The 23,535-nt window shown below is 34.9% G+C and carries 21 protein-coding genes and 4 pseudogenes; 4 read left to right on the top strand and 21 right to left on the bottom strand.

What is annotated here, in order from left to right; genetic code table 11:
• Positions 1-14 precede the first annotated feature (14 nt).
• From B5P40_RS01090 to B5P40_RS01040, 13 genes and pseudogenes are all read right to left on the bottom strand, one after another.
• Positions 15-887, bottom strand: a complete 873-nt coding sequence (locus B5P40_RS01090; protein WP_002158349.1) for a WXG100 family type VII secretion target — start codon at positions 885-887, stop codon at positions 15-17.
• A gap of 58 nt (positions 888-945) precedes the next feature.
• Positions 946-1,746 (bottom strand): annotated as a pseudogene (locus B5P40_RS01085) (ABC transporter ATP-binding protein).
• Positions 1,747-2,147: 401 nt separating this feature from the next.
• Positions 2,148-3,776 (bottom strand): peptide ABC transporter substrate-binding protein, encoded by a 1,629-nt coding sequence (locus B5P40_RS01080; RefSeq protein WP_113708714.1) that lies wholly within the window; start codon positions 3,774-3,776, stop codon positions 2,148-2,150.
• A gap of 182 nt (positions 3,777-3,958) precedes the next feature.
• Positions 3,959-4,181, bottom strand: a pseudogene (locus B5P40_RS01075) (replication-relaxation family protein); the annotation flags it as partial.
• A gap of 170 nt (positions 4,182-4,351) precedes the next feature.
• Complete coding sequence (locus B5P40_RS34295; RefSeq protein ID WP_369811979.1) at positions 4,352-4,516, bottom strand: N-acetylmuramoyl-L-alanine amidase C-terminal domain-containing protein; 165 nt, start codon at positions 4,514-4,516, stop codon at positions 4,352-4,354.
• Positions 4,517-4,615: 99 nt separating this feature from the next.
• Positions 4,616-5,126: pseudogene (locus B5P40_RS01070) on the bottom strand (N-acetylmuramoyl-L-alanine amidase); the annotation flags it as partial.
• A pseudogene (locus B5P40_RS01065) lies at positions 5,126-5,402 on the bottom strand (phage holin family protein); the annotation flags it as partial. The pseudogenes B5P40_RS01065 and B5P40_RS01070, both read right to left, overlap by 1 nt.
• Positions 5,399-5,533, bottom strand: a complete 135-nt coding sequence (locus B5P40_RS33255) for a hypothetical protein (protein WP_255256129.1) — start codon at positions 5,531-5,533, stop codon at positions 5,399-5,401. The gene B5P40_RS33255 and the pseudogene B5P40_RS01065, both read right to left, overlap by 4 nt.
• Before the next feature lie 576 nt (positions 5,534-6,109).
• Positions 6,110-6,382 carry a hypothetical protein gene (locus B5P40_RS01060; protein WP_113708713.1) on the bottom strand — a complete coding sequence of 91 codons (273 nt, stop codon included), beginning with the start codon at positions 6,380-6,382 and terminating at the stop codon, positions 6,110-6,112.
• A gap of 197 nt (positions 6,383-6,579) precedes the next feature.
• On the bottom strand, positions 6,580-7,905 hold the full coding sequence (locus tag B5P40_RS01055) for a bifunctional S-methyl-5'-thioadenosine deaminase/S-adenosylhomocysteine deaminase (RefSeq protein ID WP_012260737.1): 1,326 nt from the start codon (positions 7,903-7,905) through the stop codon (positions 6,580-6,582).
• 53 nt (positions 7,906-7,958) lie between these two features.
• Positions 7,959-8,318, bottom strand: a complete 360-nt coding sequence (locus tag B5P40_RS01050) for a YunG family protein (RefSeq protein ID WP_002086281.1) — start codon at positions 8,316-8,318, stop codon at positions 7,959-7,961.
• 122 nt (positions 8,319-8,440) lie between these two features.
• Complete coding sequence (locus B5P40_RS01045; protein WP_002189192.1) at positions 8,441-9,046, bottom strand: pentapeptide repeat-containing protein; 606 nt, start codon at positions 9,044-9,046, stop codon at positions 8,441-8,443.
• Positions 9,047-9,102: 56 nt separating this feature from the next.
• Positions 9,103-10,026, bottom strand: coding sequence for an alpha/beta fold hydrolase (locus B5P40_RS01040; protein ID WP_113708712.1), 924 nt, complete (start codon positions 10,024-10,026; stop codon positions 9,103-9,105).
• A 209-nt stretch (positions 10,027-10,235) separates the two neighbouring features.
• On the opposite strand from B5P40_RS01040, the gene B5P40_RS01035 reads away from it, so the two are divergent.
• On the top strand, positions 10,236-10,997 hold the full coding sequence (locus B5P40_RS01035; protein ID WP_002012144.1) for a DODA-type extradiol aromatic ring-opening family dioxygenase: 762 nt from the start codon (positions 10,236-10,238) through the stop codon (positions 10,995-10,997).
• Between the two features lie 55 nt (positions 10,998-11,052).
• On the opposite strand, the gene B5P40_RS01030 is transcribed toward B5P40_RS01035, so the two are convergent.
• The 3 genes from B5P40_RS01030 to B5P40_RS01020 all read right to left on the bottom strand — a co-directional run bounded on the left by B5P40_RS01030 (position 11,053) and on the right by B5P40_RS01020 (position 13,984).
• Positions 11,053-12,267 carry a multidrug efflux MFS transporter gene (locus B5P40_RS01030; RefSeq protein WP_113708711.1) on the bottom strand — a complete coding sequence of 405 codons (1,215 nt, stop codon included), beginning with the start codon at positions 12,265-12,267 and terminating at the stop codon, positions 11,053-11,055.
• A gap of 116 nt (positions 12,268-12,383) precedes the next feature.
• Complete coding sequence (locus B5P40_RS01025) at positions 12,384-13,250, bottom strand: GNAT family N-acetyltransferase (RefSeq protein ID WP_113708710.1); 867 nt, start codon at positions 13,248-13,250, stop codon at positions 12,384-12,386.
• 14 nt (positions 13,251-13,264) lie between these two features.
• Positions 13,265-13,984 (bottom strand): DUF554 domain-containing protein, encoded by a 720-nt coding sequence (locus tag B5P40_RS01020; RefSeq protein ID WP_000236011.1) that lies wholly within the window; start codon positions 13,982-13,984, stop codon positions 13,265-13,267.
• Positions 13,985-14,197: 213 nt separating this feature from the next.
• Between B5P40_RS01020 and B5P40_RS01015 the strand changes: the two genes are divergently transcribed.
• Positions 14,198-15,301 carry a CapA family protein gene (locus B5P40_RS01015; protein ID WP_002126792.1) on the top strand — a complete coding sequence of 368 codons (1,104 nt, stop codon included), beginning with the start codon at positions 14,198-14,200 and terminating at the stop codon, positions 15,299-15,301.
• A 52-nt stretch (positions 15,302-15,353) separates the two neighbouring features.
• Positions 15,354-15,581, top strand: a complete 228-nt coding sequence (locus tag B5P40_RS01010) for a hypothetical protein (RefSeq protein ID WP_113708709.1) — start codon at positions 15,354-15,356, stop codon at positions 15,579-15,581.
• A gap of 99 nt (positions 15,582-15,680) precedes the next feature.
• Here the strand turns inward: B5P40_RS01010 and ilvA are convergent, their stop codons facing one another.
• Complete coding sequence (gene ilvA / locus B5P40_RS01005; RefSeq protein ID WP_002012149.1) at positions 15,681-16,943, bottom strand: threonine ammonia-lyase IlvA; 1,263 nt, start codon at positions 16,941-16,943, stop codon at positions 15,681-15,683.
• Between the two features lie 32 nt (positions 16,944-16,975).
• Positions 16,976-18,649 (bottom strand): dihydroxy-acid dehydratase, encoded by a 1,674-nt coding sequence (ilvD, locus tag B5P40_RS01000; protein ID WP_113708708.1) that lies wholly within the window; start codon positions 18,647-18,649, stop codon positions 16,976-16,978.
• A gap of 610 nt (positions 18,650-19,259) precedes the next feature.
• Here ilvD and B5P40_RS00995 point away from each other — a divergent pair.
• The gene (locus B5P40_RS00995; protein WP_113708707.1) at positions 19,260-20,018 is read left to right on the top strand and encodes an SDR family oxidoreductase; all 759 of its coding nucleotides are present in this window, start codon (positions 19,260-19,262) and stop codon (positions 20,016-20,018) included.
• Positions 20,019-20,061: 43 nt separating this feature from the next.
• Here B5P40_RS00995 and B5P40_RS00990 read toward each other — a convergent pair whose 3' ends face one another.
• Genes B5P40_RS00990 through B5P40_RS00980 form a run of 3 tightly spaced genes read right to left on the bottom strand, consistent with a single transcriptional unit; the run spans position 20,062 to position 23,529 of the window.
• The gene (locus tag B5P40_RS00990; protein ID WP_002031197.1) at positions 20,062-20,751 is read right to left on the bottom strand and encodes a response regulator transcription factor; all 690 of its coding nucleotides are present in this window, start codon (positions 20,749-20,751) and stop codon (positions 20,062-20,064) included.
• A 15-nt stretch (positions 20,752-20,766) separates the two neighbouring features.
• Positions 20,767-22,257 (bottom strand): sensor histidine kinase, encoded by a 1,491-nt coding sequence (locus tag B5P40_RS00985; RefSeq protein ID WP_033708987.1) that lies wholly within the window; start codon positions 22,255-22,257, stop codon positions 20,767-20,769.
• A 27-nt stretch (positions 22,258-22,284) separates the two neighbouring features.
• Entirely contained in the window at positions 22,285-23,529 is a 1,245-nt protein-coding gene (locus B5P40_RS00980) for a copper resistance CopC/CopD family protein (protein WP_113708706.1), read from the bottom strand.
• Between the last annotated feature and the right edge of the window lie 6 nt (positions 23,530-23,535).

The following is a 23,535-nucleotide window of genomic DNA, read 5'->3' as shown; positions in this document are numbered from 1 at the left end:
ACTAATTTTCCCCTTTATTCTTTAATAGCAAATTCTCCACCAAATCCCCATAAACCTACACCAGGACCAACTGGTACATGGAATTTCACTCCGCTTTTTCCAGCTTCTAAAGATCCCCCGACTGTCCCAAGTGACGCCGATCCTCCAATTTGTAATTTTTTATCAGAAAATGGCAGTGGGATTTTTATAGCACTCTCATATTTTACTAGAGTAGCTTCAGCTCCTATATGTAAATTCCCATTTTCTACATGAGCACCTAACTCTGCAGTAGCAAGTGCTACTTTAGCTTCAGCTCCCACATTAGATCCTTTAATATTCTCTAGTTCTATTCCAGCTTGAGCTACCGTAAAACCAGCCATAGGTCCAAAAGTTTGTTCCCTCTTGTTTTTATCTTTCACATCAAATTTATCATAAGTACGAGAACTTACAAATGGCTCAGCTTCAACTGTAAGCCCCTTAATAAATAGACCACCAGTTCCCTTTTCATCTACAAGTGATTTTTCATATTTTTCACCATTAATTACATAACCAATTCCTTTTACAACTACTCCAGCTCCCGCTTCAACTGCTGACTTTGAATTCATCAAAAGCGAATCATTTTTAGAGTTTTTAGACGAGTATTCCATATCAGCTTTTTCAAATTTCTCTGCTATACGAAGTAATTCATCTTCTATTTGCTTTATAATATTAAGAAAAGATTCATGTGCTTTATTCATTCTAGGTAGATCATTATAAAAACTTAAACTCGAAGCACCAATCCATCTCATTTGAAGATTTAATAATTCCCCTTGAATTTTCAAATGACGATCTGATTCTATATTACTAGCATATTTAAAATTCTTTGCAATTCTCCTCAATTCTTCCGGTCTAACTTGTATATTCCCCATGAATATCCCCCTATCCCAATAACGCATTCAAAAAATTTCATAACACAAATTTTTAATCCTAATCATTAAAAACCCTACTTTTTCTTACTTTAATTGTTTCTAAAATGTAGAAAAGAACCCCTAAACCAAATATCTTTTCAGCATTAGAAACATTATTACCTAATTTAATAATAGGTACATTTAATCCGAATCTTTCGCTCCATTCCAAAGGCATATATCCTCTTTTACAGTTTATTAATATCCGATTATCCATTGTACGAAAAGAAGTTTCGAAAAAATCAAATTCAACTTCTACTTCAGAAAGTTTTATCTCTTTTTCATTCATTAAAGAACCACGTACCATTCCAAATCCTTGTATCATATTTTCTTTAAACATACCTACACAATTATAATTTGAGTCATAAATAGCCCAATCATAGTTTTCAACTTCACTATGAAAATATGCAAGAATTTCCCCATCCCTTGCTTCCAACCCAATAACTTGCTTGTTTTTTTAAAAAGGTAATTTTGAAGAAATTATATCAGTTGAAATCATAGTTGTTCCTACTATATAGGCCCCATCGGGAGTATATAAACCGTAATGTTTATTATTTTGAGGTAATTCTAGTAAAACATAAGTATCAATATCCCAAAACTTCAAATCATTTTTAGCTATATTCTCTTTTAATAAGTTCCCTTTTCTTAATTGCCAAAATCCAATTCCCCCAAAAACAAACGAAGCTATAACCATAAATATTATTTCTCCCCAATTAACATCACCCCAACTATTATACAGACAATATAATCCAAAGAGAAAAATCCCTGTCCCAATTAAACACTTAAACCGTCCCCTTTTTTTATAATACTCAAATAATTCCACACAAACACCTCTATCAATTCATCTTAATACCCCAAATTACCTTTTAAGTATACCAAGGACAAAATATATAATCTAATATTTTTTTCATATAATTAAAAATAAACGTAGTTACAGAAAGAGAATGCTTGTATGCTGATCTGTACTGCATTCTCTTATTCCATGTATGCTATATTTCTATTCTTCTTTTTCCGATATTACACCCCTACAAAGAATAGAAACTACATTCAATTTTTAAACAAATCGAAAAAACTTTCCGTTTTTGTTTTTGATTTTTTGCAACTTCTTATGAATGCGTAACTACAATTTTGCATTTATCTTCTTTATATGCTGGGAACACCACCAAAGGATTTCCCTGCCCTCTCTAAAAAAACCTTACTTTTAAAAAGTAAGGTTTTTTGTATTTATTCATTAGCGATATAAGCATTCTTATAAGTATAAACACCACCAAATTGATGTTTTTCAATTCCTTTTACATAATCCTTTTGTACATAAGCTGAGCCAATATGATACAGCGGTGCCACAGCAGCGTCTTCTAATAAGACCTGCTCAGCTTCTACCAACGCTTCCCATCGTTTCTCCGGATCTAGTACAAAATCATTTTTCGCTTTCTTTATTAATTCATCGTAACGAGAATTAGAGTAATTCATTTTATTATTCGGATTACCCGTCGTAAATAGTTCTAAATAACTAATTGGATCTTTATAATCTGGTCCCCAATTTACCATAGATATATCGTAATCACCTGTTTGTTCTAATTGTAATTTTTGCTTAAATGGCTGTTGTTTAATTTGTATCGTGAGTCCTTGCAAATTCTTCTCTAAGTCACCTTTTATATATTCCGCCATACGTTTTGCGTTATCTTGTTCAAACGTTAAAAACTCGAGTTTTATTTGTTCTACTCCAAGTTCTTTTTTCGCTTCTTCCCAAATCTTTTTCGCATTTTGCAAATCATATGGAGAAAGATCTCCGTTTTCTTTTCTAAAATCTTTACCAGTCTCTTCATTTACATGACCAACTGGTACAAGTCCACTTGCAGGTTTTGCCCCGTTATTAATAAAGTGAGCAACAAAATCCTTCTTATTTAACGCTAATGAAATAGATTGACGTACTTTCTTATTTGCTAACGCATTATTTTTTTCATTAAAACGTAGCATAGCAATCCCAGGATCGCTCGACATATGTAATTCTTTATTCCCTTTATACTTGTCTACAAATTGAGAATTAATAGGCACTCGATCCAAATCACCAGCTTGGTATAAGTTAACAACTGTCATTGTATCCTTTACAATTTGAAAGTTTATCTCGTCTAATTTCACTTTCTTTTGATCCCAATATGTAGCATTCTTCTTTAATTGAAACTCTTGTTCATGCTTCCACTTCTCTAATACAAATGGACCGTTATATATAAGATTACTAGGTTCCAATGCATAATTCTTTCCTTGTTCTTTTAAAAATGATTCGTGCTGTGGTAAGTATATAGGTAATGCTAACAACTGTAAAAAATAAGGAATTGGCTGTTCTAGTTCCACTTCTAACTTATAATCATTTATAACTTTAACCCCAAGTTCATCAAGAGGCATTGTTCCCTTATTTATCTCTTTCGCATTTTTCACGTAAAAGAGCATATACGCATATTGAGACGCTGTTTCAGAATTAATTGCACGTTTCCATGCAAACATAAAATCATTTGCTGTCACACTGTCTCCATTTGACCATTTTGCATCTTTACGCAAATCAAATGTATATTTTTTACCATCTTCACTTCTTTTAAACGATTTTGCTACCGCTGGAATAGGCTGATCTTGATCATCTAATACATACAACCCTTCAAATATGTTTTGCATAACGTGCGCTGACGTACCATCCATCGTTTTCGCAGTATCAAGAGAAGGAATTTCTTCTGATACCGTTACATTTAATACTTGTTTTTTTGCCTCTATGTCACTTTTATTCGCTTTATTATTACAAGCTGTTAATAATAAAGTTGTAACAAGTGCCATTACCATTAAATGGCTCTTTTTTCGCTTCATGAGTTGTTCTCCTTAAGTATAAAATATTATAAAACGTTATATTTTGTTACTCCCATTATAATAAACCATTATTCATTATTAGTGGTTAATTATTCTCATTTTATTTAGCGACATATCAGCGATATTTTATGTCTATTTCGTATAGGTGTTAGCAAGTTCGTTTGCAAATTTGTTAGCACTTTTTATATTTCTTCTATTACATACAATTTCACAAACACATCATACTTAGCTGGTAACTGTAAAGAAATGAATGACTGGCATCTTCCCGTTATATTTCTGCTTATATATTTGTGTGAACTCTTCATACTTTTTTAACTTCTCTTCATTCACTTTCATTTTCTGTGACCGATCTACTTCGACTCCATGAAGTATCCCTTCTTCGTCACGAAATTTCACATCAGGAATATAAAAAAATATGGGGTAACATTGAAATCATCATTCCAGATGAAATAAAGAAAGAACACGAAAAAAGAATAAAAGAGAATGGAGATAGCTCTTCCTCAAAAATAAAAATAAAAGCCGTAATTAACGGCTTTTATTTTTTGTCACCAAACTATTCTTTTGTTAAAAAATTATTAATTCACTTTAATATATTCATACCACCACTTACCACCTGGTCGAGTATCCATCCACCAAGTGATTTTATCTAGTTCTGAATTAGGCAATACCTCAGTTTGGATATAAGCAAGACCTGTTAATGGATTAACAACAACTTTTCCCTTTGTTCCTCGTTCAACCATAGCTTGAATCGCTTCATTTAGATAGTTTGTCCCGAATTCACCAGACTTAACATATTGATATCCACCATTAGAACCGCCGTTTCCTCCACCATCCCCAACAGTTTGTCCCGTTAGAGCATATACGATAGAATTTGCGATTTTATCAACATTCCATTTAGCCATGTCGGATTCGTTATCGATGAATCCTAATTCGATAAGAATAGCTGGTGCTTTAGTTCCATTCAATACGGCTAAATCAGTACGTTGTTTCGCACCACGATCACGCCATCCAATATCTTTTGCTAGTTGAGCTGAGATTTTAGCCGCCAGCTCCTTCTGATCATAATACAGAACTTCTACACCCTGCCCATTCCCATCACTTGAATTAAGATGAAAAGAAACAACCAAATCCACATTATGGGAATTACTATTACGAACGATATTATTTAAATTTTGCGCTTGAGTGCTTCCTACTTCGTCTGTATCATCATAGACTGTGTGTCCTAAAGCTCTTAACTTAGCTGCCACCGCATCTTTCACCTGACGGTCCATAATATGGCTCTTTTCGATTTCCGGAATTAGCCCCTTGTACAATACTGTTGTGCCCTCCGTGTAAACTATAACGTGTCATTATTCAACATCTCCTTTCTTATTATCATATTCAGAACTTGTCTTATTGCTCTTGCCACCTAAAATTTCAACTGCATTCGTTAGTGCTGAAGGTAGCGGAATTCCCATACGACCAGCGTTTTCTAAAAGTGAAAGCAACTCATTTCCGATAAAAAATTGTCGCTTCACGAATAGCACTATTACCTCCAAGTGCTGTACCTAATTGGGTTTCCACTCCACTCAAAAGAAAAAGCACCACCTTTTTGGCGATGCCTTTGAAGCCAACTTTACTTTTTAACCTGCACACAGGACGTTCAATGCTCCGTAAAAAGCACCTGTATCTACACTGTTTATTGTTCCCAGTGTAACCGTATTCCCGTAATCATTTGTACCTCCGAAAACAGTAATGATATCTGCGTCATCGGTCATGTTTGCATATCTTGTACACATTGGCCGGTCGTGTCCTTCTCACACTGCTATACGAAACCCCGAAATACCATAGTAATTATATTATTAGCATTACTAATCACTTTCCAATAAGGAATGTCTGTATAATTTAGTGATGTAATACTATCTCCTAATGCAGCCCATATTGCAGCAGAAATACCAATAGAAAGATGCGACATTCTTTTGAATATTTATTCGTTCAAGAAAAAAAGCTATCCTTTTAAAAAAGGATAGCTTTTCCTTAATAAAATCAAAACTAATTGTTGCCTCAATTGTATGAAGGAAATGTTCTTTCGGAACTAACTCTTCTACAGAAACAGATACACGTTCGTCACAATGATTTTTAAAGCACCATCCTAAGAAATCTCTCTTTTTTTATCAGTGTTAACACATGAAAAGAAGTTCAGAAGAAATCGTTACTAAAATATTAATTTGTCTTTGAAATTCCGACTAAATTACAAAAAAAACAGGACATCCTTATGTTTATTTATTATGTTGAATATCTTCCTGACCACAAAAATGATGTTGAATGGTATAAAAAGGCAGGTATCTTCATATTTAACTTACTGCGCCTTTCCCCTTATTCGCTATTGTTATTGAAATTAAGGAAAATATAATTAGCGTTATGGAGATAACACCATAAGCTGCACCTTCAAACCCTCTCACTTCAAAAAAACCTTTATAAAACAGATACAATGCAGCGAATGTCCCTACAATACCTGGAACATTTTTTATTACCCTAGAATCTGTCTGTTTTCTAAAAAAAACAGTTAACAATATTACAATTGCACCTACAAATACACCCAATCCAATCGGAGCAAAAATCATCATTTCATCATTCTCCTTAATTAACCTTATTTCGATTAATTTACCACGTAATATAAAAAAAGGGGGGTACTTATACCTATTCTTTGCCCATTTTCATTACAACCACGAAACAACTTCTTTTTATGTGTCAACACTGACGAAAAAAAGGGAAAGGCACAAAAATAGACTGTGGAGAAGACTTTCTCCACAGCCTGAAATACCTATCTTTGTAAACCTCGTTTATAACGACTTGCTTCAAATATAATACGCTCTTCATCTAATGTTTTACATTCACCATTCCAAACGACACGTTTACCATTAATAATTACATCGCTTATATCTTTTCCACTAGCTGCATACACAAGATGTGATAACACTTCATCTGCCGGTTGTAAATGTGGCTTATTAGATGGATCAATCGTAATAAAATCAGCACACTTACCAACCTCAAGTGATCCCGTTTGTTTCATACCAATTACTTCCGCAGCTCCTTTTGTCGCAAGAGAAAGAGCTGTTTCAACTGGTAATGCTGTTGCATCTTGATGAATACCTTTTTGTAATAAAGTCGCTATACGCATTTCTTCAAACATATCTAAATTGTTGTTAGACGCCACACTATCTGTTGCAATTCCTACTTTTATTCCTGCTTCTAGCATCGCTTTTACATTCGCTATACCAGAACCTAGTTTTAAATTACTATTTGGGTTATGAGCTACTCGAACATCATGTTCTGCTAAAAATGCACGCTCATTTTCATTTAATACTACACCGTGCGCAATAACTGTTGGGCGTTTAAACAATCCGCAACTTGCTGCATATTCTACTGGACGCTTCCCATACTGTGCTTCAATATCACGTACTTCACGCTCTGTTTCAGAAAGATGAATATGAACCATCGTTTGATTTTCTACTGCAATACGAGCACACTCTTCTAACAGTTCTGTGGAACATGTATATGGACTATGCGGTGCAACCATCGTAGTTAACATACCACTTTCGTTATAGTAACGCTTCACATATTTCTCAGCTTCTTCAATTGCTTTCTTTTCATCGTCTTTCGTTCCGAAGCTAAATAAAGTTCTTGAAACAGCAGCACGCATTCCACTCCTTGATACCGTTTCCATAATTGCATCTTGGTCTACTCCAATAGGATTAAACATATCAGAGAATGATGTTGTACCACTTTTCACCATTTCAAGTAATCCTAATTCCGTGCTAGCGACCGCAAGCTCTGGCGTAAACTGACTTTCAAGTGGCCAAATTCTCGTCTCAAGCCATGGCTGCAATAACATATCATCTCCGATACCTCTCAAAAGGCTCATAACAACATGTGTATGTGTATTGACAAGCCCTGGTAAAACCCACTTTCCTTTCATGTCAATTACTTCATCTACTTCAAAATCGTTAGCGAATTCTCCGCTATTTACATCTATAATTTGATCATTTTCTACAATGATATATCCATTTTCTATCACTTCATTTTGTTCATTCATCGTTGCAATTGTAGCGTTTACATAAGTTGTTTTCAAAAGTATTTCCCCTTTCAACTCTATGAAGTTCCCTTTAATTAGTTACCACCATTATAGTAACTTATTGAAGATTAAGAGTCAAAAGATAATTTTAATTCTTTCGTTGTCTTTTCCTTCAAAATGCTATATTGTTTTTCATTTGTATCTGCAAATGCTTCTTCACGGCTCGACTTCATGTCCATATAGTTTAATGTTTCATGAAATTGGGTCCTAGTAAAATCATACCTTTTCCCATCTACTTTATTGTAGAAATGCCATACTTCACCTATCTTCGTCTTTATTATCTCTCCCCCGCACAATTCTTGGACAATAAGGGCCGTTACACCACATTGTCCCTTTGCTGGGCTTTCGCTCGTCCACTTAGAACTCGTTTCTATTGACCAAGATTTTCTTAATGCTTCATATAGTTGTTTAATCTTTATGCTATCCATATTCAGCATCTCCTGACATTAGCAATTTCACACATCATATTATAAAAGCGGTAAAAGGCAATTTTTAAAAATCATTACTATTTGTAACACCGTTCAATATATTGAACGGTGTTACAAATGATTTAATTCACCTTTGCTCCATAACATCTCGCAACTGCAACCGCCTGCGCTATATCTAATTTCACGTTTTTTAAATCAAAAGCTTTAAAATCAACTCTATCAACTACAGCTCCTCTTAAATCCGCCCCACTAAGTTTCACCTTACCTAATTGTGCGCCCGTTAAATCCGCTTCACGCAAATCTGCTTTTTCTAAATTACATTCATATAGGTCAGCTTCAATTAAACGAATACCCTTTAACATTTGTTTACTTAAGTTTGCAAACCTTAAATTCGTATATGACCAATCGCCTGATATAATTGTTATTCCGTCTAAATTCGCCTCTTCGAAATCCGAACCAGTCATTTTACATTCTTCAAACTTAGATACAAATAAATTCGCACCAAAAAACCTACAATTAGCAAACGTAGTTCCTTGATGGATAGAAGCATTAAAAAGAGTACCAGTAAAATCACATTCTATGAAATTACAATTTTTAGTAAAAACTTCTGATGCATCTATCCCTCTAAAACGGCATTTTATGAAGGTACAATTTTTCAATTCCTCTTCTTTTATCCAGACATCTTGAAAATCTATTTCTACATATTCTTTATTTACAAATTCACTCATAATCAATCCTCCAATTTTTCAAAAAACCTCACTTCAGCATGAAGTGAGGTTTCTTCTTATACAATATGCTCATCTAACCATGAAATCAAATCTTGAAATACATCTTCTCTATTCACTTCATGGAACATTTCATGTCTACCATTTTCATATAAACGAAGTGTTACATCTTTCACACCACATTTTTTATAGTTTTCGTATACTTCTTTTACACCTTTCCCCATATCCCCAACAGGATCACGATCACCAGAGAATATATGTATTGGAAGATTTTTTGGTGTCTTCTTGTATTCTTCTATTTTATTTACTTCTAGAACTCCATGAAACAATTCTCGGTAAAAACTAGTCGTGCAAATGAATCCACATAACGGATCCGCAATATAATTATCAACTTGATGAATATCTGAAGATAACCAATCAAATTTCGTACGATTTGGCTTAAAGTGTGAGTTGAAGTTTCCGAAAGATAAGAAGTTCAGCATCGGACTTTTCCTTTTCTTTCCGCGAAGTTTCATCTCAATTGTCGCTACTTTATGACCGATACTTCCTAAAAGCCCTGGATTTCCACCAGTTCCTGAAATAAGGAATCCATCATATAATTCACCTTTAAGTTGTACAGCACGTCTTGATAAAAAAGAACCCATACTATGTCCAAGTAAAAATAACGGGCATGTCTGCTCTTCTTTTATCATTTCCGAAACAAAGATAACATCAGACACAGCCTGATTCCAACCTACATTTGGTTCAAAATGACCATAGTCTTCTTCCCTTTTCACTGTTTTTCCATGCCCTTTATGATCATGAGCATAAACACCATATCCTGCTTCTAATAAAGCATCAATAAATTCTGTATAAACACCTGCATGTTCTGTCATACCATGTGCAATTTGAACAATTCCCCGCGGATTTCCTTCTGGTAACCATTTACGCAAGTAAATTTCCGATTTATCCAATGCCGTAACGAAATTTTCCTGTATGCTCATTCCGACAGCCTCCAAATCTATTATGTATATCTTTTTTTATAATGAATAAACATTCATTATTCTTATTATGTATTATATGCAATTGCTTTCATTATGACAAATGATCTATTTTTCCGATTACATATTAAACTATTATCTTGACGAATTTAAAATAAAATTATATAGTTACTTACATAAAGTAATTAATATATTTTTAGGAGGTTTTAATCATGATGCCCTCACTATTTTTAGCACATGGATCACCTATGCTTGCTATTCAAGATACAGACTATACACGCTTTTTAAAGACACTTGGAGAAACATATAAACCGAAAGCTATTGTTATTTTTACCGCTCACTGGGAAAGTGAAGTATTAACGATCTCCTCTTCAGATGAAGTATATGAAACAATTTATGACTTTGGAGGTTTTCCTCCTGAGTTATACGAAATCAAATATCATGCGAAAGGCTCTTCTAGCATTGCGTCTATGCTAGAAACAAAATTTAAAAACAAAGGCATTCCAGTCCATCATAATATGACGAGAGGTTTAGATCATGGTTCATGGACACTCCTGCATCGTATGTACCCAGAAGCCAATATTCCTGTCGTACAAATATCAGTAAATCCATTCCTTCCTGCAAAAGAACAATTTGAAATTGGAGAAGCACTAAAAGGACTTGGACAAGAAGATATTTTAGTAATCGGCAGCGGAGTTACTGTTCATAATTTACGAGCATTAAAATGGAATGAAACAACTCCGGAACAATGGGCGATTGAATTTGATGATTGGATTATAAATCATATGCATACTAGCGATAAAGATGCATTGTTTAACTGGGAAAGAAATGCTCCTCATGCACAATTAGCTGTACCAAGAGCGGAACATTTTGTTCCTCTATTTATCGCGATGGGTAGTGGTGAGAACGACGGTACGGTCATTCACCGTAGCTACGAGCTTGGTACATTAAGTTATCTTTGCCTTCAATTTTAATGAAAAAGGATGAAGCAATATTGCTTCATCCTTTTTCTGTTTTTCATTCACATAGTTAACTAACTTCCAAATGTCGTTTCTCTGATACCTCTTCGTTCTTACTATGAAAATAAACCCAAATGCACGCAATAAATAATAGTGATGATGTAGAGAAGAAAACATATTGGAAGCCTGCATGAGCTGCAATTTGTCCACCAAGTACTGGCCCAATCATATTTCCTAAAAACTGAAACGATTGATTATATCCAAATATTCGTCCCGTTACATGGGTTGGCGTATGTTGTTTTAGTAGAGTTTGTACGGAAGGTAATAGTCCTGCTTGTGCAATACCTAATAAAAAGCGAAGAATTAATAGTTGCCAAGCTGAGGTTACAAATGCTTGCGGAATAAAAATAATTCCTGCAGCAAACAACGCTACAACTAACGTTTTTTGAGGTCCAATATGATCTGATAATCTTCCTAGCTTAGGAGCTGCTAAAATTACTGCTAATCCTGTCGCAGACATGACTGCACCTGCAAGCATTTCAATATGATCTGTTCCTGGTCCTGCCAAATACTTTACGTACAACGTAATAATAGGTTGAATCGACATATTTGCAAGCTGAATAATAAACGTTGCTACAAATAAACTTATTATTAAATGTTTTGCAGGGACCATCGTCCATACTTTTTTCGGCTGTGCCTTTTTTTCTTTAGCAGAATGTTTCTCCTCATGTAAGAAGAAAAAGACGATAAGAAAGGACAGGAATAAGAAAGCTCCTGTAACTAGAAAAACATGGCGCATTCCGATTAACTCTGACAAATAACCTCCGAGTATCGGCCCAAGTAATGAACCGCTCACGCCTCCAGTTGAGATTGTAGAAATTGCCCAACCTGAATGTTCTTGCGGAGTTTCTGCAGCAATAAGTGTCATCGCTGTAGAAAGGAAACCTGATACCGATCCCATTAAAAACCGAAGTGCGACTAATTGATACACATCTGTCACAAACCCCATAAGCGTCATAATTATCGCCATACCAAGGCTAGCACGTATAAGCATCAATTTCCGTCCATGTATATCACCGAGCTTTCCCCATATCGGTGATACAATCGCACCCATTAAAAATGTTACACCAAATGCAAGTCCCGACCACTGTGCAATACTAGAAGTGCCGGTCACCCCTAATTCCTCAATATAAAAAGATAAAAAAGGAATTACTAAACTCATACCGGCTGCAGTGGTAAAACAACCTAGCCAACAAATCATTAAATTTCGTTTCCAGCTGGCCATTTTCACACCTTCTTTCATTAGATACCCATTCTACACCGTTTCCTGGAAAAAGTTTAGTAATTTGATTTATACATAATAAAACTCTATCCCTTTGCATTCTTTGCAAAGGGATAGAGTTAATTATCTCCTATGGGTATTAAACGTGCATTGCAGCACCTCTCATAAAACTCAATCGGACCTGCTTGTCCTATAATTGCATACTCATATCCGCTTTTCTTCATGTTATATAAACAATGATTCAATAACGTCTTCCCAACACCGTTCACACGATTATGTTTCGCTGTACCCATCGGGCCAAACAACCCTTTTTTTCCTCTCACAACATCGTAACAAGCGAAACCAATGATTGCTCCTTCCTGCTCAGCAATAAAAATAGGTAACTCCTCTTTATATGTCCGAAATCCATAATCTAAAGATTTTAACCAACGTTCACCAAATTCATCCTTAACAAAACGTGCCAACTTTTCAAAATCAGAAAAGACAGCTCTTCTAACATTAAAATTAAAATTATTATAAATAGGATTAAATCTTTTTAAATCAACGGTTAAGTCTCTTGACTCAGATGTAATACTCAACAGCTCTTTTTGCACGTTTTTACTTATAACCTTTTCAATAACTGTATCAACTTGAAACAGTGCATATAAAACATGCCCTTCATTTATTAATACTTGCTGAAAACGTTCCATCCGTTTCTTCGCTACTTTTAAAACTTCTATCGTCTTATTTGAAACTTTAAACTCCCCAACATTTATGTATTCTATTTCACTTGCATAATATTGTTGGAGTAACGATATCTTTGCTAAAAAATCCATACCCACCGTGTGAAATAAATACATATGTAACTCCGCGCAAACTCCAGTACCTTCCTTACAAGCTCCTATAAATAGATGAACTGGATGGATAATACCTTTACTACACTCAGCCTCTTCTGCTGCAATCTCCAATATTTTATATGCACGTTTTGTAAATTGGAATTCCATCATCTATATCCCTTCCCCTAATGACTTATTATCAAACCATAACCGTATATAATAGAAACAATTACTCCAACCATTAATATGCCTGGAAGTAAATTTGCCACTTTAATTTTAATAAATCCAAGTAAGTTTAATCCGATTGCGAATATCATAATACCGCCAGTAGCCGTCATTTCCACTATAAATTGATTCATTAATTCTTTTGGAACAAAACTATTAATTTGTGTTGCAAAAACTGCAATACCTCCCTCATATAAAATCACTGGAATCGCTGAAAATACTACGCCAATTCCTAGAGTTGTCGTTAATATAATAGAAATGAATCCATCGATAATCGCCTTTGTAAATAAAATATCATGATTTCCGCGAATCCCACTGTCCAATGCACCAAGTATCCCCATCGCTCCGATTGCAAAAATAAGCGTGGCTGTTACAAAGCCTTCTGATATGCTCCCTTTCCCTTTCGATCCAACTTTATTTTCTAGCCAATCCCCTAACAGTTTTAACCTTTCTTCTAATTGTAGCCATTCTCCGATTACCGTACCAATAACTAAACTTAGTATGACAACAAGAAAATTTTCACTTTTTAATGCCATTTGAAGTCCAAGTACAGTAACCGCTAAACCAATTGCATGCATAATTGTTCCCTTCATACTTTCTGGAATCGCACTAAATAATTTACCAAGTAAAGTACCAAATATAATACAAATCCCATTTACAACTGCTCCTAATATAACCATTTCTCATTCTTCACCCTTCGAATTCTTTATTTCTATATTTTGGTTTATACATTGATTTACAGGTTACCTATATGTTAACGTAATATTGTGAATATCAACAAACGTTTTTCACTACATAACCCGCTATTTTTTTGTAACTATACAAAGACCGATTGCCTTTAGTAGATTCATTGTTAATCTAATTGCGGGATAAACTCAAAAGGGAAGGTATTTATGAAAACTTTACTAAAACGATTTCTGTTAATAGCCTTTTTCATTACACCAATTGTTTTATTAATCAACTACTCTTTTATTTCAAAAGCGAAAGACAAACCTGATATGCAAAACAAATCTAGTAAAACAGCTTCAAAAAGCGAAAAGAAAACCGAAGACCCTGAAATCACACTCACCTTCTCTGGTGATACAATGTTCGATTGGCAATTACGTCCCGTAATCGAAAAAAATGGGGCTGATTATCCATTCCAACACGTAAAAGAAGAAATAACGAAAGCTGATATTTCTTTTGTTAATTTAGAGTCAGCATTTACAACGAGAGAAAAAAAAGTACCTGGGCAACAATTTTGGATTAAAAGTGATCCATCCACACTACAAGCCATTAAAAACACCGGATATGACATCGTGAACATTGGCAATAACCATACGCTTGATTATGGGCAAGATGGACTACTAGACACCATTTCTCACGTCGAAAAATTAAAACTACCTTACACTGGAGCCGGAAAAAATGCTGAAGATGCTTATACTGCTCGTGAACTAACTGTAAAAGGAAAAAAGTTTAAATTTCTTTCCTTTGTACGCTTTATGCCCAACTTTAATTGGGTAGCTGGTGACAATAAACCCGGCGTTGCAAACGGATATGACCTAGATCTTGTAACAAAAACGATTCAAGAGCAAAAGAAAGATGCTGATTATGTAATCGTCTATATGCATTGGGGCGTCGAAAAATCTAATCGCCCAATAGAATACCAGAAACAATATGTTCCGAAAATGGTAGAGGCGGGTGCTGATGCAATCGTTGGAAGTCACCCGCATTGGTTACAAGGATTTGAGTATTACAATAAAGTTCCTATCGCATACTCGTTAGGAAACTTTTTATTCCCGAATTATGTAAATGGAAAGAGTGCCGAAACAGGCGTATTAACTTTAACCTTTAAAGGTAAGGATGTCCAAATGTCATTCAATCCTTACATCATTCGCAACAACCAAGTTTCTCCTGTAAATGAAGAAGAAAAGAAAAAAGCACTGCAATATTTACAAACGGTTTCAACTGATGTAGAAATTGATGACACTGGGAAAATAATAAACAAACGCAACTAAACAGCACGAGATTCATTTCTCTGTAACATACATTACGGGATAGGTGATGAATATGCTGAAAAACTTATTAGAAAATATAAGTCTGTTAGAAAACGTGTATAAAATATCTATAGCGATCCTGCTTTTATGTTCATTTTTTTCTGTTAGACTTCTAAGAAAAATAAAGCGAGAGAGAAAACTTACTCCCTTTGAATTTACAATGTATGTAATCATTCGTATTGCAATACTTTTTTGGTTAACTAGCTTTATCCTTCTTGAATATGTAGCGTATTTCGTTTAACTTTCAAAGAATAAAAAAGATAGAACAAGCAGGATTTCCCTCCGCTTGTATCTACCTTTTTTATTTCAAGTAGAATTGTATGTTAACTCTTTTCTTTTATTAAATAAGTAAATCAAACAGCACAGGATTTTTATTAAGCTCCACGAATTGAATGTTATTTTCTTGAAAACGAGTAATTAAAGCTTCATAGTCTTCCTTATGCTTTAATTCTACCCCCACTAAAGCTGGACCATTTTCTTTATTATGTTTCTTAATATACTCAAAGCGAGTAATATCATCTTCCGGTCCTAATCCTTTATCAAGAAACTCTCGTAGTGCTCCTGAACGTTGCGGAAATTCAATGATGAAATAGTGCTTTAATCCTTCATGAATAAGGGATCGTTCTTTCATTTCTTGCATTCTATCAATATCATTATTTCCACCACTTAACGTGCATACAACTGTTTTTCCCTTTATTTCATCTCTGTATAGATCAAGTGCCGCAATAGAAAGCGCACCAGCTGGCTCTGCTACAATCGCATTTTTCTTATACAGTTCTAAAATCGTTGTACAAACCTTTCCCTCCGGTACTAAAACAATATCATCAATTACATCTTTACATGTTTCAAAAGTTAACTTTCCTACCTTCTTAACAGCTGCTCCATCAACAAAACTATCAATCTTTTCTAATGCAACATTTTCATTTTGAAGAAAAGCTTCTTTCATAGATGCAGCTCCCATCGGTTCTACACCGATTACCTTTGTAGTAGGACTAACCCCCTTTACATATGTACCAATACCAGATGCTAATCCACCACCGCCAATTGCTGTAAATATATAATCAACTGGTTTCTCCATATCATGCATAATTTCAACAGCGACTGTTCCTTGACCAGCAACGACATACGGATCATCAAACGGATGTACAAATGTCATCCTATTTTCTACACAATAGCGCTGCGCCTCTTGGAAAGAACTATCAAATGTATCACCAACTAATACAATGTCTGCGAAATCACCACCGAAAAATTCAACTTGTGATACTTTTTGCTTAGGTGTCGTTGTCGGCATGAAAATTTTTGACGGAATCTTCAATAAATTACACGTATAAGCAACTCCTTGTGCATGATTACCAGCACTTGCACAAACAACACCATTTTGTAACTTTTCTTTCGGTAAACTTTGAATTAAATTATACGCACCACGAATTTTGAAAGAACGAATAACTTGTAAATCTTCTCGCTTAACATATACGTCACATTCATATTTCTCAGATAAAACTGAATCTCGTTGTAACGGTGTTTTAATAACGATATCTTTCATGCAATTATGAGCCATTAAGATATCTTCAATTTTCACTCTCTCCTTTACATTTTGCACCATTTTATATCATCCTTATCTCTTTTTATATTGGCTCAATCAAAATTCGGGATTTTCAGAACTGCACCTGTATTCGCCGATGTTACCATTTGTGCATAACGTCCAAGCCACCCAGTTTTCACTTTTGGTTCTGGTCGTTTCCACCCTTTTTTACGCTTCTCTAATTCCTCATCACTAACTCTCACTTCTAACAAGCGTTCCTCAACATCAATACATACAATATCTCCTTGTTCAAGAAGTGCAATCGTTCCGCCAGCTGCTGCTTCTGGTGAAATATGCCCTACCGAAATACCACGTGAAGCACCAGAGAAGCGACCATCAGTTAAAAGTGCAACATCTGCTCCTAATCCCATACCAGCAATTGCTGATGTTGGTGCTAACATTTCCGGCATACCAGGTCCGCCTCTTGGTCCTTCATAGCGAATAACAACTACATCTCCTTTCTTAACTTTCCCAAGCATAATGCCGGCAAGCGCCTCATCTTGTGAATTAAAAATAACGCAAGGTCCTTCAAATCGTTTTACTTCTGTTGCTCCGCTTTTAATAACCGCTCCGTCTTTCGCAAGGTTTCCTTTTAATATACGTAATCCTCCTTCTTCACTATGAGGATTTTCTAGAGAATGAATAACTTCCTTATCTTGAATCTCTGCATGAGCAATATTTTCTCTTAATGTTTGCCCAGTAGCAGTTATACGATCAAGGTGAAGTACCCCTTCTTTTCGGCTCATCTCTTTCAAAATTGCACTAATCCCGCCTGCGCGATCGATATCTTCCATATGCCAATTAGAAGCTGGACTTACTTTACATAAATGCGGTACACGTCTTGAAACTGCATCAATGCGGTTCATATCGTAATCTAACCCCGCCTCTTGTGCGAGTGCTAACGTGTGTAATACTGTATTCGTTGATCCACCCATCGCCATATCAAGTGCAAACGCATCATCAATTGCTTCTTCTGTTACAATGTCGCGTGGTTTAATATCTCTTTCAATTAAAATTTTTAATTTTTCTGCTGCTTGTTTAATTAACTCCTCACGTCTTGGATCAATCGCTAAAATACTCCCGTTACCAGGAAGAGCTAAACCTAACACTTCACATAAACAGTTCATAGAGTTCGCTGTAAACATACCGGAACAAGAACCACAAGATGGACAGCCATGATCTTCAATATCCTTTAATTCTTCTTCTGAAATTTTCCCAGATTGATAGGCTCCTACCCCTTCAAAAACAGAACTTAAATCGACAACTTCCCCTTTAGATGTTTTCCCCGCTGCCATCGGACCACCTGAAACGAAAACAGTTGGAATGTTTATTCGAAGTGCAGCCATCATCATACCTGGTGTAATTTTGTCACAGTTTGGAATACAAATCATTCCGTCAAACCAGTGTGCATTTACAACCGTTTCTACTGAATCTGCAATGATTTCACGACTCGGAAGCGAATAACGCATACCGATATGACCCATCGCAATACCGTCATCTACTCCAATTGTATTAAATTCAAATGGAACCATGCCTGCTGCACGTACTGCTTCTTTAACAAGGTTCCCAAACTCATTTAAGTGCTTATGACCTGGAATAATTTCAATAAAAGAATTACAAATTGCTATGAATGGTTTATCAAAATCTTCATCTTTTAAACCAGTTGCTTTTAATAAACTACGATGCGGAGCTTTATCAAAACCTTTTTTAATCATGTCACTTCTCATCTTGTCAAATCCCTTCTTACACATTTTTTCTCTTACTTAATCTATTTTTAAAATAAAAACTCTCACCTCAGCAATCAACTACTACTTAATAGTAGCTTTGATTGCTGAGGCGAGAGTTTCGCGTTACCACTCAGCTTCCTTACACTTCTCACGAAATATAAGCTTTGTAGGTCCAACCAGACCCCCGTCCTTTTACCGGAGACGATACCGCCGCCCTCTACTCAGTTTCCCTTTCGCAAGCGATGCTCCGAGGTGATATTCAATGATTCGATGCTTACTACTCTCGCAGCCTTGGAGTAGCTCTCTGAAACGATCATAATCATCTACTTTCCTCTTCTTTGCATATACATAATATAAAGTCTGAAAATTCATAATTGACTTTTATTTGTTAAACGTATTATAGGACTTTGTTCTTTTCATTGTCAACATTTTTTTGAAAATTCATTTTTAAAGTTCAATTCATACACTAAAAGGTTGTTTATTTTTCTCAAAACAAAATCGGAATGAACTTCTTACACGTACTCATATATTACTTAAGTATGGTTGCTTTTCTACATAAAGAAAAACAACTTAAAAACATATAAAAAATTTATGAGGAGATGAGAGAACTATGTTAAAAGGTAAAATAGCATTAGTTACTGGCGCAAGCCGAGGAATTGGACGTGCTATCGCAAAACGTTTAGCAAACGATGGTGCATTAGTTGCTGTTCATTATGGTAATCGAAAAGAAGATGCTGAAGAAACTGTTCATGAAATTCAATCAAATGGCGGATCAGCTTTTTCTATCGGTGCAAATCTTGAATCTTTACACGGTGTAGAAAACCTATATAATTCTTTAGATACTGAATTGCAAAAGCGAACTGGTGGAACAAAATTTGATATTTTAATAAACAACGCTGGAATTGGACCTGGTGCTTTTATTGAAGAAACGACTGAACAATTTTTTGATAGAATCGTTTCAGTAAATGCAAAAGCACCATTCTTCATCATCCAACAAGCTCTACCGCGTTTACGTGACAATAGCCGGATTGTTAATATCTCATCAGCCGCAACTCGCATTTCTTTACCTGATTTCGTTGCATATAGTATGACGAAAGGTGCAATTAACACAATGACTTTCACTCTAGCAAAACAACTTGGCGCACGAGGTATTACTGTAAATGCAATACTTCCAGGCTTCATTCAAACAGATATGAATGCGGAACTCTTGAGCGATCCAATGATGAAACAGTACGCTACTAACATTTCAGCTTTCAATCGATTAGGTGAAGTAGAAGACATTGCCGACACTGCTGCATTTCTCGCTTCTCCTGATAGTCGCTGGGTTACTGGACAATTGATTGATGTTAGCGGAGGATCTTGTTTGTAAATTCATTTACAATAAAAAGCCAGCAAAAATGCTGGCTTTTTTATTAGTGTGTAAAACGATATCCTACTCCCCAAATTGTTTCAATGTATGATTTATCAAATGGATCGAGTTCAATTTTTTGACGAATATTTTTCACATGTACAGCAACCGTTGCTGCATCACCAATTACATCCATCCCCCAGACAGTTTCAAAGAGACGATCTTTACTAAATACTTGGTTTGGATGTTCCGCCATACAAGTTAATAAATCAAATTCTTTTCCTGTTAACATGACCTCAGTTCCATTTATAAATACACGTCGTGCCGATTTATCAATAAGCAATCCTCGAATACGAATTTCATCTTTTATTTGTTCTCGCTTTCCTGTTAAACGATCATAACGGGCTAGATGAGCGTTTACACGCGCCACCATTTCACTTGGGCTAAATGGTTTTATAATATAATCATCTGCTCCAAAACCTAACCCTTTAATTTTATCGATTTCCTCTTGTTTTGCGGACACCATAAGTATTGGTATGTCCTTTTTCAATCGAACTTGTTTACAAATTTCATATCCATCTATTCCCGGTAACATTATGTCTAAAATTAACAAGTCATAATCCTCCAGAAGAACTCTTTGTAAACCTTTTTCACCAGAGTAATCAATATCTACTGTATACCCAGCAACCTCTAAATAATCCTTTTCTAACTCTGCTATAATAGCTTCATCTTCAATAATTAAAATTCTTTTCAAGATGCTCTCCTTTTTCTAATTGATTTTTTGTAATGTAAATGCCAGCGTCGTTCCTTTACCTTTTTTGCTTTCTACCCAAATATCACCACCATGTTGTGTGATAATCTGATGTGCAATTGACAAACCAAGTCCGCTTCCACCTGTTTTAGAATTTCTAGAATGATCTGCACGATAAAACCTTTCAAATATATGAGGCAACGCCTTCTCTTCTATTCCTACCCCATTATCTTTTATGTAAATCGTTACATAATCAATAGATTCGGTCATGCGAATTCCTATATATCCTTCTTCTTTATCCATATACTTCACACTATTCCAAATGATATTTGTAATAACACGACGTAATTTTTCACGATCACCTTTTACCAAAATAGAAGTATCCTTTTGAGCATCCCATCTCACTGCAATTCCCTTATCTTGTAATTCAAGCTGTAGTTCTTCTATACAATCAGATAAGTATTGATTAATTTCAACCTCTTCAAATTGAAACGGTTCCTCTTTTAAATCAAGTTTTGAAAAGAGAAAAAGCTCGTCAATTAATTGATCCATATCAAACACTTTATAATAAATAATCGTTAAATATTTATCTAATTGTTCTGGAGTTCGAGCGATACCTTCTTTAATTCCTTGTACATAACCTTTAATAGCCGTTATTGGCGTCCGTAAATCATGAGAAATATTTGAAAGCAACTCTTTACGATTTTTTTCATATTGCATTTGCAACTCGACAGATTCCTTCAACCTGCCACGCATCTCTTCAAACGATAAACTTAATTCACCTATTTCATCTTTCGCAAGTGGCTTTACTTGAAAATCTAAATCACCCTTTTGAATTCTTTCCGTTGCCTGCTTTAATGAATGCAATGGTTTAATAATACTCCGTGATATAAAATATGTTAATATTCCATTCGTAATAATTAACCCAAGTATTAAAGAGCATACGAAATACGGGAAAAATTCTCTAATCATTTCTTCTAAAGGATTTACATACTCAAATACAAAAATACTAACCTTATCCTTCTCTTCATCGTAGTAATCAAATTGCTTATAGTAAAAAGAATTACCCTCTATTTTCACATCCATTCCCTTTCTTTGTCCTTCCGTTTCAAATGCGGGTAGGTATTTATCAAACGAAGAGATTTTAAAATATGGGGATGAATATTTAAGCTCATCATTTTTTCGAATTAGTAATCCTGCTTGATTATCGTTTAATTCTTTATCAGTTTCCTTTAAAAAATTTATATCCTCCAATTTATCTGGAGCATACGATGAAAGAATTTTCAACCTACTAAAAATATCATCTTCATCTTCTTTTGTACGAATAGCTCCCTCCTGCTCTTTATCAATGAGAGAATGACTATTTTGATTAAGACCAATGATTGCTTTTGCAATACGAATATCACCAAATAAAGTAACACTAATTAACATAACTGCTATACCGCAAAAAACGATTGGAATAATTACCATCGCAACATACGACAACAGCAATCTAATACGGATTGACATTACAGAACTCCTATGAACATTATAATTTTAGCTTGTTACAGAATTCACCGGAAACGAAACTTGACTCATCCAAATACCAGCTAATAATACGAGTATAGCTAGAACAATTTCTAAGAGCAATAAACGGCGATTAACTGTTCCGATATCGTTACCCCATGTTTTCGTTTGTCTCCATGCTACAATTGTAATTATACATACAGTAAGAATCTTTATATTTAAAAGGTTCGTCCATATTGAATTAAAATTAAAAAGTACCCAATTCCTTGTCTGTAAAAACACAATTAATTCCCCAGAAAGAAATGCTAGAATAAATGAAATACCAGCAATAATGCTAAAATGCTTACGGAAACTCTTTTGATCAAATGTAATTTTGTATAATGTTGTCCACGCTATAACAAGAGCTAAATAAATAAGTGCTCCTAGCCACACTGCAATACTCATAACGTGGACCATTCTAATTATAACTGCTGCCCAATTTGGATTAGTAATCCATACATGACCTGTGAAAGAAAAACTCGCAACAAGAAATCCCCAAATTAGCGCATACCATTCGTTCCCCATATGCCGCAAAGACATAAGAACTAATAATAGCAGTTGAATCATAATAATAACTGAAAATGGCGAATGAATAAGTAAACTTCCCTTCGGAATAACTGACTTATATACTATTAATTCGGCTATTAATCCTACTACAAGTATAGAGAAGAAAATCTTTTTCATATTCTTCATTCTTTGCAATATGGGAGGTAAGCTATAACGTTTTACAAACATATCGAGCCACTTTACTCCTGCTCCAATTAAAATCATTCCCTCTACAATATAGCGTAGTGTTACTATCATAGCATCTGAAAATACTGAGCCACTCCCACTCGCATTTCCCTCTACCACTACATTAGTTTGTACTTCTTCTCCAATTGAAAAGGGATAGCCTCCCTCACTCGGATGTCCGTCTGCAGAAATCATAGACCACCTTACTGTGTAAGTACCATTATTTAAGTTTGGTAATTTCACTTTTAATTTTGTTGGGTTATCTAATATTTCAACCTTTGATACTTGCACTCTCTTTGCACTTGCATCTAGCAATTCAATATTAACTACATTTCCCGCAACTGGTTCACTAAATTCAAGAATAATCTGTTCCGGTTGTACTGTAAGAACCTCACCCTCTTTAGGGGTGGCTCCTACAACACTTGTATGAGCAAATACACTACTATGAGAAAATAAAAATATACTTGTACTTATTACAATAAATACTATCATTCTATAAAGCATGAAAAC

This window comes from Bacillus sp. SRB_8, assembly GCF_003264205.1.
GTDB classification, from domain to species: Bacteria; Bacillota; Bacilli; order Bacillales; family Bacillaceae_G; genus Bacillus_A; species Bacillus_A mycoides.
Note: the sequence above shows the minus strand (reverse complement) of the source record. Positions and strands in the feature narration are given on the sequence as shown.